Source organism: Micromonospora sp. NPDC005163, assembly GCF_053599835.1.
The window spans coordinates 1-10,573 of record NZ_JBSFYP010000115.1; the positions used below are offsets into that span (position 1 = coordinate 1).

The following is a 10,573-nucleotide window of genomic DNA, read 5'->3' on the forward strand; positions in this document are numbered from 1 at the left end:
CTGAACCGGTCATGCCCGTCTTGCTGCCATCAACAACGGCGCTTCTACTCCAGTCCACTCAAGTCAGACACCGCCACGACTTTGCCGGGGCCCTGGGCTGACAACCGGGTGCTCAAGCCGCTGAGCTACGCCAGCATGGGACCGGCCAGGGCCGGTGAGTGGAATCGGGCGGAGTCGAACCGCCGGCCTCTGCATTGCGAAAGCAGCGCTCTACCAACTGAGCTACGACCCCATGGCTTGGCCGTCCGGAGTTGAACCGGTTCTCCCTGGGTGCGCCAGGGCGGCGGCTCCACTCCGCCTTCGACCTCGCGTGCGCTCGGGGGGAGTCGAACCCCCACGCCTTTCGGCACACGGTTCTGAGCCGTGCGTGTCTACCTGAGTTCCACCACGAGCGCGTGGTGCCGACGCCCGGTGTCGATCCGGGTGCCTTCCGGTTATGAGCCGGATGCTCTGCCGTTGAGCTACGTCGGCATGGAGAGCCAGCGGGGCGACTCGAACGCCCTACCTCGCCCCTTACGAGGGGCGCGCACCGCCAGTCGTGCTGCGCTGGCATGACCCCGGTGGGTCTCTCGCGGGCCGGGACGGTGCCGCCGTTTCACCGACGGATCACCGGCAGGGGCGCGACATCCCTGCCTTCTCCCTGGCCTCCCGGCCTGCGAGGGACCCGCCGGGGTGTGGAGCCGGCGGCCGGAGTCGAACCGGCGCGCGTCGCCATACAAGGGCGGTGCTCTGGCCTCTGAGCTACGCCGGCGTGAGTGCCCTCGACACGACTCGAACGTGCACAACGACCAGGACCTCGACCTGGCGCCTCTACCAGTTGGGCTACGAGGGCATTGTTCGCGGCAGGGGCACCTCTCGGTTCGCCGGCGGCTATGGGTGCACCCTGTGCCGACCCGCTTGCGCGCCCTGCCGTGGCTCCCAGGCCAGGATTCGAACCCAGCTTTCCGCATCCAGAGTGCGGCGTCTTACCGAATAGACGACCCGGGAATGGTGGCCGGCGAGCCGCGGTCTCGCCGGCCGGTGATCAGCGCTGCATCATGCTGGACCAGGTGGGGACCGACGGCTGGAACCGCAGCTCCATGCCCGCCTCGGCGGGGGTCAGGTCCGCCTTCCGCTGGTTGCACGCGTAGCACGCGCCGATCGTGTTCTTCCAGCTGTTCCGCCCGCCGCGCGAGCGGGGCACGATGTGGTCGACGGTGGTCGCTGGCGCCGGGCAGTAGCCGCACTGGTGGCCGTCGCGGCGCAGCACGCCGGCCTTGGACCACGCGGGCCCGTTGGTGTAGCGCCACTTCGTGACGACGTACCGGACGAGCCGGAGGACTCGCGGCATCGGGAAGACGCCGATGAGCCGGTCGGGCTCGGCTTCGTGGATCTCGGCGACCTGGCGCATGAGCATCCGGATCGCGTGTTTGACGGGGACCCGGTGCAGCGGTCCCAGGTCGGCGTTGAGGACGAGAACGGCGTCCACCGGGCCCTCCCTTCTCTCGTGGCCGGTGGTGCTTGGAGCGGCTGACCCGGGATCGAACGGGCGACCTCGACGTTGGCAACGTCGCGCTCTACCAGCTGAGCTACAACCGCGTGGAGCCGTCGGCCGGAGTCGAACCGGCGACCTGCTCCCTACCATGGAGCTGCTCGACCGACTGAGCTACGACGGCATGGTGTGCTGCGTGCCCCGAGCGGGATTCGAACCCGCACTGTGCGCAGTTTGAGTGCGCTGCCTCCTACCGAGTTGGGCTACCGAGGCGTGATTCCCGCAGGTTGCGGCGTCGGATCTTTGATGATCCACTCAGGGACGGTTGAGTTCCGCTCCTGTAACTCGACCCCAGCAGCCTGATCCGAGGACCGAGGGGGACCCATGGCGCGCCGCACCTTCGTGCAGACGACCGACGACCTGACCGGAGAGCCGGACGCCCAGGAGGTGCGTTTCAGCCTCGATGGCGTGGAGTACCGGATCGACCTGACCGAGAAGAACAGGGCCCTCTTCGAGGAACAGCTGGCGCAGTTCGTTAATGCCGGTCGCCGAACCCGGAACGCTGCCGGCCGGGTCGTATCTCGGCCGGCGGAGTCGCAGACCGCGAAGCAGGAACGTCGACGGCTCATCCGGGCGTGGTGGGCGAAGAACGAGAAGCTGGTCGGTCAGAAGGTCACCGAACGCGGACGCATTCCCGCGAAGGTCATCGACGCGTACCAGCAGCACCAAACGCTGTCGGGTCCTCGCCCCAGCAAGTCGACCACCGCGATCCCCGCGGCGACGTTCTCCGCTGGCCGAGTGTGAGCTCCGGGTGCAGGAATCGAACCTGCGTCCTCCCGATCCAAAGTCGGGGCGCCCAGCCAGCAGAGCAACCCGGATTGGCGTTGAGCGGTACCGGGGAATTGAACCCCGACCGGCTGATTGGAAGTCAGCAGCTCTGCCGTTGAGCTAGTACCGCGAGATCGTGCGTAGGCCGTACGGGGCTCGAACCCGTAACCTTCTGGCTGAGAACCAGGTGAGCTGCCAGCTTGCTCCAACGGCCCATGGAGCTGGCGGGGATCGCAGTCGCGCGGCCGCGAACCCGCCAACGTGCCCGTCGCCGGCGTCGAACCGGCAACCTCCGGCTTTTCAGACCGGCGCTCTACCGCCTGAGCTTGACGGGCTTGCGGTGACACTTTCGTACCCGCGCCATCTTCGATGCGGTCACCAGGCGGGCCGGTGGAGAAGAGGGGACTCGAACCCCCTGACCTTCGGCGTGCCACGCCGACGCTCTACCAGCTGAGCTACAACCCCATGGTCCGGGACCGGGGTGTCGAACCCCGTGTCTCTCGCTCCCAAAGCGAGCGGGTCAGCCGTCTCCCTCGTCCCGGAGGTGTTGCCCCCGGCCGGCCCGTGCGGGCGCCGGCCGGGGTCTTCCTTATGCCATCCACTGTGGAGTTGAGAATTTGCGACGTCGCCGGCCACGGCCGGGACGAAATGCAGGGGCGACAGGATTCGAACCTGCAACCTTCGGTTTTGGAGACCGGTGCTCTACCAGTTGAGCTACGCCCCTATGAAGTTGTTCGGGTAACGAAAAAGCCGCCCTATCCCTGTCGGAGTGGGCGGCTTCGCAGCTTGCGCTGACGCTATTCGCGCCGCCACCCCGGCTTCCAGTTCTGCTCGCTCGCGCAGAGGTCGTAGGCTCGCCCGATCGAGGGCAGCACGACACCGCCGCGCGGCATGAACCGCGTGGTTTCGGTGGACGCGTACTGCAACACGGGGAACTCCTTGGGTTGGTCCGGTTGACCTTGCTCATTCAAGGTAAGCGCTACCGCGTTCGGATGGCAATGGATATTCCGAGGCACCTTCATGTGATTCGCGGCCGGCTATAGCGAGCCGCTGTTGACGGACAGTCGCTTGAGCATCCCGGCGGTCGCGACGATCAACATCTCGGCGTCCTCGCGGGTGTACTCGAAGTCCTTCGTCACCTCGTCGTTCTTGTGGCCTGCGCCGCTCATCGTCGAAAACAGGTCCTCGACCATGAACGCCCAACGCTCGTCGAGGGTCCGCTGGCGCGGGGTCTTCGCCTTCGCCGCGGCGAACAGCTTCTGTGTGCCGTACGCGTCACGGACCTGCTCCACAGCCTTGCGGGCCTCCACGATCGCCGGTTCGATGTTGCCCTGCCGGAGCAGCTCGCGCGCCTCCCGCAGCGCCGCCACCGCGTCGGTGTAGTCCGCGCCCCTGGCCAGCGGCACCAGCAGTTCGACGAAGGCCCCAGCCTCCACCTTGACCATCTGCGCCGCCCACTCCCCGGCGTTGATGTCGAACCTCAGGTCCCCGGTCCGCATCCGCGGCAACGGGCGCGCCCTGGCGACTGCTTCCGCCAACTCCACGAAGACCTTCTCCGCCTGAAGTCCTGTCGATCCCGACCGCCGCGCCGTCCGGCCCTTCTCCGGGTCAGCCGAGGTGGGTGCCTTAGAGCCCGGCTGCTCCAGCGAATAGACCGACAGGTTCAGGTTCACCCACAGGTCCCCGCCTGCGCGCAGCTGCTCGACGGCGCGCAGCTGCTCGTCGGTGGCGAAGCCCGACAGCCGCACATCGCCTGCCTGCACGAGCGGCGTGACCAGGTTCGCGGTGTCCAGGGCGCACAACATCCGTTGCCGGCGCTGGTTGTCCTCGACGTGCATCCGGGCGCTAACCCGGTACGCGATGCCCGGTGCCAGGTCCTGTGCCTTGCTGATCCTCAGCGCCACCTCGACCTGCGCGCTCCCGGCGCCCGGATACAGGCTCAGGGCGCGTCGGGCCGGCTCCATCTGGAGGGAGTCTCCGTTGCCGAGGTCGATGACTGTGTTCATGGCTCACCTTTTCTCTGACGCTGCGGTGGCGCTACGCGCCGAAACCCTAGGGGACGCGGCCGGCGCGAGGCGAGGGCGTTATCGGCAGCACAGCCCGGCTCCGGCGGTGTCCGGGGTCGTCTACTGGGGATCCAGCACGGTGGTGAAGATGTCGGACCCGTCGGTGAACGAGACTCGCACTCCGGGGCGCCTCTTCCCGTCGACGGGAACACCGTAGGTCGCTACGTCCTTGACGTCGGGGTGGTGAGTGCCGGCCACGACGGCGGCGATGGCTTCGGCCCATTCGGCGGAGGACTCCGGCGCCCGCGGCACGGCAACCTGCTCGACCTCAGCACTACTCCCCGGCCAGGTCCCCGGTGCGTCCGCCGCAGCCGTTCCCGTATTCGTCCCGCCGCGGGCCATCTGCACCATGACCGACACGCCACCCGGCCTCGGGTCGGCGGCCAGGCCGACGGGCTTCGGGCCACCCTCGGTGAACCGGGCAACGATGCTGACCCACTGCTGGCCGGCGAGCAGGTGGGCGAGCCAACCCTCGAAGTATCGAACCCGCATTGGCTACGACTCGGTCGGCCGCTGGCGCAGCATGTCACCGAGGCCCAGGGCCCGCAGTAGCCGGCCGTACAGCCGGTCCATGACGGCCGTCAGGTCGGCGTCGAGTTCCACGCTGGTGGCGCTGGTGACCCGCTGGTAGTGGTCCTCGGGGTACGGGACGGGCCGGTCCCAGGTCCGGCGCGACGGTTCGCGCATCGGCGTGACGGTGAGCATGCCGTCCAGGCGGAGACCCAGGCCGACGATGCCGCGGAAGCCACTGCGCTCCGCTACCTCGGCGAACACGGCGAGGGCGAGGGCCGTGAAGGTGGCCGCTTCGTACTGGTTGATGAACTTCTCGTACTCCGGTCGGTCTCGGGCGATCGAGGCCCCGTCGGTGACGTCGCGCACGATGAGCGTCACGGCGCCGGATTCCGCCACCTCGAGGAAGGCGTACGTGTCCTCGCGGCTGTTGTACCTGAACGCGAAGCCGTTCGGCGTGGCGTATCCGTTGCGGCTGCTGAACGGGAAGCTGGCGCTCTGCATGACCAAGGGCGCGAGAGGGCTGCCGTCGCTGATGCGCCTCACGCGGTCTTGCGCCGCGTTGGCTACCTCGCCGAGCCACTTATTGCCGTCGGCCAGCTCGTCGCGCACCAGCTCCGGCCGGATGACGGGGATGGGCGTGATCGCGACCGCCAGCGTCGACAGCCCGAGGTCGAGCGCCGCGGCGCTGCGCCGCGCCCGCTCCAGGTCATCGAGGATGCTGTCCTCGGAGGCGTCGCGCAGGCGGTGCAGCCGGATCACCTCAGGGTCCGACAGCGTCCTGACGGTCCGGTCCGCCCTGCCGTAGTACCGCCCGTCGACCTGGTGCGGCGCGAACGGGCTGGGCGGAACGTCGATGACGATCAGGCCGGTGGAGGGGTCGTCGGGGTTGACCAGGTCGGTCGCGGTGAAGGCGAGCGGTGGGTCGACCCGGTTCTGGCACACCTGCTGGATCCGCTCGACCTGCCCCGCCAGTTCGACCGGCGTGAGGCCGGCTGCCCGACCGCTGTCCCGGTTCTCCTCGATCCCGATGACGAGGGTTCCCCCGTCGACGGCCAGCGCCGCGACGTCCTTCGCCAGTTCCCGCTTGGCGCTCTCGGCCGTGCCGTAGGTCTCACGCTTCAGCTCAAACTGCTGGTGCTCGTGCACTTCGCCCGATGCGACGTCAGCTGCGGCCTGCGCCCAGTTCTGCCAGGTCCACGATCGTCGGGGTCTCGTCACAGTCGCCTATCGTGGCACAGCCATACGACACCGCCCGCCCGCTCCGATGCTGACGTGCTGGTCGCACACGTGGTCACCGGACGTGGGACGAGACGAGGCGGGCGCCGATCACCTGCGCGCGTTGAAGGAACCGGTGGGCGGTGGCGTTGTCCAGGAATCCGCCCGCGGGCCGGCCGCCCGGGTGCGGGCCAGCGCGCTATACAGCGACAGGGACGAGTTGGCCGTAGGTGTCCCGCTGCCAAGCGCCGCTGTTTTGCCAGTCGATGGACTTGTTCCTGATCCAGTCGGCGGAATAGCGATGCAGGACGTAGTGCTGCGTCTCCCAGGGCATGAAATGCCCGGTCTTGTCGATGGAGACCATCAGCTTGCGATCGCCGGGAATCGCGCGGAATAGCCATTCGACGCTGAACGGCGGGCCTGGCTTCTGCGTGTCGCTGGGCACGGATGGCAGCGTGGATGAAAGTTGATTTATCTGTTGGTCGCTGGTTCCGTACACAATAGCCACCGGCACGCTTACGCCGAGCGCGTCGTTGCTCTCCACCTTGCTCTTTGTCCATCCATACCAGGCCGAGTTCCGCCATCGGATCACGCCTTGGCTTCCCCATGTTGCGCCGACCGGGTCAAGTTTCATGATCTCATTCCACACGAAATCTTCGATGCCGGTTTCCCGCTGTGGCGCCTCAGCGTTCCAGTCCGCCATAAATTGATCTCTGCTCGTGATGAACATTGGGCACCGAAACCTATCCGGCAGAGGGGGCAGCGGGTACGGCACAGGGGGTTCCGGGGGCGGCATGAATGGGGGTCGGTCGCCGAGGCCATAAGGTGGGAAGATGGGGGCGAGCAGGAACAGGCTTTCCACCCAGTCCGGCCATTTCATTACGTACGGTCCGACGATGTGAGCGGCTGCGGAGTGGCCGACGAGATTAACCTTTTGCACGCCCGCGGTTCCTCGGATCCAGCTGATGACTGCATGGAGCTCAGCTAGGTCGGTTTCCACCTGGTTGAGGTAACGAGGAAAGGGATAGTCCTCGTCGCAAGCTCCTGTAGGCAGCGGGTAGGGCGCTAGCTTGCTCTGGTCGCCTTTGAACGCGTTGCAGGCTACGTCCATCTGTGGGGAGCGAGTTGAGAGGCCGGACCCTTGGAGGTCCATGATGAATACTCGGAAACCTGACCGCGCCAAGTAGTTGGCCCAGTTGTAGCGGGCCCAACGACCGGTTGTGTCATCGTCGCCAAGGGCGAACACCGGGGCAGCCGGTACGCTTCTGCCATGCAGCATGAGGACGACCGGACCGGGTAGGCCTGGATCCCACTCTCGCACTGACAGGTCGATTACCCAACCAACGTCCGCCGGACTGTGCGGAGGCAAGCCCGTCTCGTACCACCACTGAAGGTGAGCCACCTTGTGGTCTCTTACGGTGATGTTCATAGATATCAAGCCATTCACTGGACTTCGCCCGGGCGCGAGCAGGCCCCAATCGTGCCCACATCAGCGACGGCTGACGCTCTCACACAGTTTCGGATAACCGATCCAGCCAGCAAGGAGCCACCGGGTTTCGTTCACCCAGACGTGCGATCGGGCGCAGGACTCCAAGTCCCGCCGTCCCGGCGACTCGCGCTCATCGCGGGTCCTCTCGCTGGTTTTTGATGCGATGCGCCAGCTCCTCGTCGACGGCGACGAGCAGGCTGAGGGTGAGGCCCCGGACTCGACCGGCGGTGCGGCGCCCTTCGCGCCGACGCGGTGAAGCGTCGCGGCGTCATGGTGGTCGAGGACCAGGCGCAGCCCGTGGTGCAGGTTGAGCCGGATCGTTTCGAGGGTGGCGGTGGAGGCCCGGGCGAGGCTCACGGCCGGTTTCAGTGGGCTGCGCGAGCCCGCAGCAGCCATGCCTCGATCGGTGCCGTGTCGGGCCTCTCCGGCAGCGGTGACTTCGTGGCGGCCATCTGCCGCTCGGCCGCGGCGAGAAGGTCGGCCGCGATCTGGAGGTCGCCGCCGGCGACGGCGTCGCCGAAGTCGTGGTACCACTCGGGGTACTCGAGGCGGATCGTGAGCGTGCCGGTGGTGTAGAGGTCGAGTCCCTGCCGGGTGAGCCGGGCCAGGTGCCGGGCGTGCTTCGCGGTGCGCTTGCGGGTGTCGGCCGAGAAGGACCCGTCGCCGCGTTCGCTGAGCCGGCGGAACTGCTGCATGGCGTAGCCGAGGTACGCGTCGCGGACGCGGGGTGCGGACAGGAACCCGACCGGATCCCGATCAGCTCGTCGCCGAGCGGTGTGCGGACTTCGTACAGGTCCTCGGGCAGCCACAGCAGCTCGGAGACGGTGGGGTTACCGCCGATGCAGAGGATCGCGAACTTCCTCGCCTCGTGGATGGTGCGGTCGGGCTTCGTCGTGACGTGCGATTCCTTCGGCGAGGTCAAGCCGTGCAGCGCGGCCGTGGATGCGGCGCCGACGGCCAGGAGGTCGACGTCGGAGCCGGGCCGGTTCAGCCCGTAGGCGTTGGAGCCGACAATGCCGGACAGCAGTACGTGCACTTCAGTTCCCCTGCTCGTGCACGTCATCGCGCAGTGACAGGCCGGGGTTGCCGCCGCACTCGGCGCGGCCGCGCGGGGTGGGTCCCGTCCGGTCGCCGCTGACGATCCGGCAGCAGGCCTTGTCTGCCGCAGCGAGGACGTCGGGCGGCACGTCCCGGGGGTAGTCGTTCGGGGTGCTCATCCGGCGTCCTCATCGTCGTACGGAACGAGCAGGGTCCGGACCTCGGCTTCGCGGCCCTCGGCGATCAGCCGGGCCGCCTTGGCGAGGTCGGTCCGGCGGAGCTGACCTTCCATGGCGTACGGGAGCAGCTCGTCGTCCCACCACCCGAACCGCACCGAGCGATCCGAGCCGCCGTGCTCGTCGGCGCGGGCGAGAGCGGCGGCAGGGGTGGCGTCGCGCGGAACCCAGCTCTGGCACGTGGGACACCGGCCGGTTGGGATGTCACCGCCGAGAAGCCCCATCACCTCGCGGCGGGTGCCAACCGCGACAGGTTGGTCCCGCTCGCTGCTCCAGATGACGTAGAGATTCTTGCGGCGGTGGATCTTGATGACGACGCGAGCCATCGGCACTCCCCTCGGCTCAAAAGTCGCCCTCGGCGACCTGGAAGACGGTCAGGCCGAGGGCGCGCCACATCCGCACCACCCGGGCGCGGTCGTCGAAGACGCCGACGACAGTGAACTTCTCGCGGGCCTCCCGGGCGAAGATCTCCGCCTTGACGACGGCGTCGTCGCGGGTGTCGCCGACCGCCCGCATGTGCAGCGCGAGGTAGGGCACCTTGACGTGCTGGTCCAGCCAGGCGACGGTGTCCGTCCGCGCGGACTCGTCCCGCCCGGAGCAGAAGACGACGCCGTAGCCGGCGCTGTGCATGGCGCGGACGGCGAGGATCACGGCGGGTTTCGGCTGGTCGCGGCTGACGCGGGTCATGTCGTACGGGCTGCGGTCGCCCTTGAGGGCCACGGTGCCGTCGATGTCGACCAGCACGATCTCCGGCGTGCCCGGCACCGGCTCGTATCGCTCCCACGGATGCCTCCCGGCCCAAGCTCCCGGGCCGGCCGCGCACGGTTCGTTCCATACGTGCCCTGGTACTGCGCCTGGCTCGGGAGAATCCCAGCTGGGGCTACCGGCGTCTGCACGGCGAACTGCTGGTGCTAGGGGTGAAGGTGGCCGCGTCGACCGTATGGGAGATCTTGCAGGAGGCCGGGATCGACCCGGCGCCCGAGCGGGCGGCCAGTACCTGGGCCGACTTCCTTCGCTCCCAAGCCGACGCCCTCCTGGCCTGCGACTTCCTGGAAACGTTCACCCTCACCGGGACACGGATGTACGTGTTCGCGGCGATCGAGCACGCCAGCCGCAGGATCCGGGTCCTGGGAGCTACCGCGCACCCGACCGCCTCCTGGGTGGTGCAAGCCGCGAAGAACCTCGTCATGGACCTCGAGGACACCGGCTGCCGGGCACGCTTCATAATCCGCGACCGCGACGCCAAGTTCCCCGAGATGTTCGACGCCATCCTCGCCGACGCGGGCATCGACGTCGTACTCAGCGGCATCCAGATGCCAAGAATGAACTCAATCATGGAACGCTGCGTACAGACCTGCCGTCGCGAACTACTGGACCGCACCTTGATCTGGAACCAGCGGCACCTGCTCCACGCGCTGCGCGAGTTCGAACAGTTCTACAACGGACACCGCCCGCATCAGGGCATCGCCAACGCCCGCCCGCTGTGCCCGTTGCCAGCGCAGATCGCCGACCCGAACAAGATAACCCGGCTCGACATACGACGACGCGATCGCCTCGGCGGCATCCTCCACGAGTACCGACATGCCGCCTGACCTGCGCGGACGAGCTTTTCGGCAAGGGCAGGGTCACACGCCGCCTGGGCCTACCAGAGGCAGCCCCGGCGGCTCACGCCAAGGCCAGGAAGAGCTTCTCCAGCTCCTCTTCGGTCATCTCCGGC

13 protein-coding genes, 17 tRNA genes and 1 pseudogene are annotated in these 10,573 nt (G+C 67.8%); 2 read left to right on the plus strand and 29 right to left on the minus strand.

What is annotated here, in order from left to right:
* Window positions 1–159: 159 nt before the first annotated feature.
* The 11 genes from ACWD6N_RS36225 to ACWD6N_RS36275 form a co-directional block, all read right to left on the minus strand.
* Window positions 160–232, minus strand: a tRNA-Ala gene (locus tag ACWD6N_RS36225).
* Window positions 233–311: 79 nt separating this feature from the next.
* Window positions 312–395: transfer RNA gene (locus ACWD6N_RS36230), tRNA-Leu, on the minus strand.
* A gap of 1 nt (window position 396) precedes the next feature.
* A tRNA-Met gene (locus ACWD6N_RS36235) sits at window positions 397–471 on the minus strand.
* 6 nt (window positions 472–477) lie between these two features.
* Window positions 478–551: transfer RNA gene (locus ACWD6N_RS36240), tRNA-Thr, on the minus strand.
* 124 nt (window positions 552–675) lie between these two features.
* Window positions 676–751 (minus strand) — tRNA-Thr (locus ACWD6N_RS36245).
* 5 nt (window positions 752–756) lie between these two features.
* Window positions 757–832, minus strand: a tRNA-Leu gene (locus ACWD6N_RS36250).
* A gap of 80 nt (window positions 833–912) precedes the next feature.
* Window positions 913–987, minus strand: a tRNA-Gln gene (locus tag ACWD6N_RS36255).
* 37 nt (window positions 988–1,024) lie between these two features.
* Window positions 1,025–1,468, minus strand: coding sequence for an HNH endonuclease (locus tag ACWD6N_RS36260; protein ID WP_354968759.1), 444 nt, complete (start codon window positions 1,466–1,468; stop codon window positions 1,025–1,027).
* Window positions 1,469–1,501: 33 nt separating this feature from the next.
* A tRNA-Gly gene (locus tag ACWD6N_RS36265) sits at window positions 1,502–1,578 on the minus strand.
* Window position 1,579: 1 nt separating this feature from the next.
* A tRNA-Thr gene (locus tag ACWD6N_RS36270) sits at window positions 1,580–1,655 on the minus strand.
* 13 nt (window positions 1,656–1,668) lie between these two features.
* Window positions 1,669–1,744: transfer RNA gene (locus ACWD6N_RS36275), tRNA-Leu, on the minus strand.
* A 111-nt stretch (window positions 1,745–1,855) separates the two neighbouring features.
* Between ACWD6N_RS36275 and ACWD6N_RS36280 the strand changes: the two genes are divergently transcribed.
* Window positions 1,856–2,275: a histone-like nucleoid-structuring protein Lsr2 gene (locus tag ACWD6N_RS36280; protein ID WP_354968760.1), complete on the plus strand. Its 420-nt coding sequence runs from the start codon at window positions 1,856–1,858 to the stop codon at window positions 2,273–2,275.
* Window position 2,276: 1 nt separating this feature from the next.
* Here the strand turns inward: ACWD6N_RS36280 and ACWD6N_RS36285 are convergent.
* The 18 genes and pseudogenes from ACWD6N_RS36285 to ACWD6N_RS36370 all read right to left on the minus strand — a co-directional run bounded on the left by ACWD6N_RS36285 (window position 2,277) and on the right by ACWD6N_RS36370 (window position 9,621).
* Window positions 2,277–2,349: transfer RNA gene (locus ACWD6N_RS36285), tRNA-Gln, on the minus strand.
* Between the two features lie 9 nt (window positions 2,350–2,358).
* Window positions 2,359–2,429: transfer RNA gene (locus tag ACWD6N_RS36290), tRNA-Gly, on the minus strand.
* An 11-nt stretch (window positions 2,430–2,440) separates the two neighbouring features.
* Window positions 2,441–2,514 (minus strand) — tRNA-Glu (locus tag ACWD6N_RS36295).
* 47 nt (window positions 2,515–2,561) lie between these two features.
* A tRNA-Phe gene (locus ACWD6N_RS36300) sits at window positions 2,562–2,634 on the minus strand.
* 56 nt (window positions 2,635–2,690) lie between these two features.
* Window positions 2,691–2,764 (minus strand) — tRNA-Ala (locus ACWD6N_RS36305).
* 1 nt (window position 2,765) lies between these two features.
* Window positions 2,766–2,841 (minus strand) — tRNA-Pro (locus tag ACWD6N_RS36310).
* Between the two features lie 109 nt (window positions 2,842–2,950).
* A tRNA-Trp gene (locus tag ACWD6N_RS36315) sits at window positions 2,951–3,023 on the minus strand.
* A gap of 73 nt (window positions 3,024–3,096) precedes the next feature.
* Entirely contained in the window at window positions 3,097–3,228 is a 132-nt protein-coding gene (locus ACWD6N_RS36320; protein ID WP_387330890.1) for a hypothetical protein, read from the minus strand.
* Window positions 3,229–3,336: 108 nt separating this feature from the next.
* Entirely contained in the window at window positions 3,337–4,305 is a 969-nt protein-coding gene (locus ACWD6N_RS36325) for a hypothetical protein (RefSeq protein ID WP_450006514.1), read from the minus strand.
* A 120-nt stretch (window positions 4,306–4,425) separates the two neighbouring features.
* On the minus strand, window positions 4,426–4,857 hold the full coding sequence (locus ACWD6N_RS36330; protein WP_450006516.1) for a hypothetical protein: 432 nt from the start codon (window positions 4,855–4,857) through the stop codon (window positions 4,426–4,428).
* 3 nt (window positions 4,858–4,860) lie between these two features.
* On the minus strand, window positions 4,861–6,096 hold the full coding sequence (locus ACWD6N_RS36335; RefSeq protein ID WP_450006518.1) for an AlbA family DNA-binding domain-containing protein: 1,236 nt from the start codon (window positions 6,094–6,096) through the stop codon (window positions 4,861–4,863).
* A 196-nt stretch (window positions 6,097–6,292) separates the two neighbouring features.
* Window positions 6,293–7,522 (minus strand): alpha/beta hydrolase, encoded by a 1,230-nt coding sequence (locus ACWD6N_RS36340; RefSeq protein WP_450006520.1) that lies wholly within the window; start codon window positions 7,520–7,522, stop codon window positions 6,293–6,295.
* Between the two features lie 60 nt (window positions 7,523–7,582).
* Window positions 7,583–7,978 (minus strand): hypothetical protein, encoded by a 396-nt coding sequence (locus ACWD6N_RS36345; RefSeq protein ID WP_354968769.1) that lies wholly within the window; start codon window positions 7,976–7,978, stop codon window positions 7,583–7,585.
* Window positions 7,948–8,277 carry a hypothetical protein gene (locus tag ACWD6N_RS36350; RefSeq protein ID WP_354968770.1) on the minus strand — a complete coding sequence of 110 codons (330 nt, stop codon included), beginning with the start codon at window positions 8,275–8,277 and terminating at the stop codon, window positions 7,948–7,950. The genes ACWD6N_RS36345 and ACWD6N_RS36350 overlap by 31 nt, the downstream gene beginning before the upstream one ends.
* Before the next feature lie 137 nt (window positions 8,278–8,414).
* Window positions 8,415–8,645 (minus strand): annotated as a pseudogene (locus ACWD6N_RS36355) (DNA polymerase beta superfamily protein); the annotation flags it as partial.
* Window positions 8,620–8,799 carry a hypothetical protein gene (locus tag ACWD6N_RS36360; RefSeq protein WP_354968766.1) on the minus strand — a complete coding sequence of 60 codons (180 nt, stop codon included), beginning with the start codon at window positions 8,797–8,799 and terminating at the stop codon, window positions 8,620–8,622. The pseudogene ACWD6N_RS36355 and the gene ACWD6N_RS36360, both read right to left, overlap by 26 nt.
* Complete coding sequence (locus ACWD6N_RS36365) at window positions 8,796–9,182, minus strand: hypothetical protein (protein WP_354968767.1); 387 nt, start codon at window positions 9,180–9,182, stop codon at window positions 8,796–8,798. The genes ACWD6N_RS36360 and ACWD6N_RS36365 overlap by 4 nt, the downstream gene beginning before the upstream one ends.
* A 16-nt stretch (window positions 9,183–9,198) precedes the next feature.
* Window positions 9,199–9,621 (minus strand): phosphatase domain-containing protein, encoded by a 423-nt coding sequence (locus ACWD6N_RS36370; protein ID WP_354968768.1) that lies wholly within the window; start codon window positions 9,619–9,621, stop codon window positions 9,199–9,201.
* Between the two features lie 152 nt (window positions 9,622–9,773).
* Here ACWD6N_RS36370 and ACWD6N_RS36375 point away from each other — a divergent pair, with 152 nt between their 5' ends.
* Window positions 9,774–10,448, plus strand: coding sequence for an integrase core domain-containing protein (locus ACWD6N_RS36375; RefSeq protein WP_387330895.1), 675 nt, complete (start codon window positions 9,774–9,776; stop codon window positions 10,446–10,448).
* Window positions 10,449–10,573 lie beyond the last annotated feature (125 nt).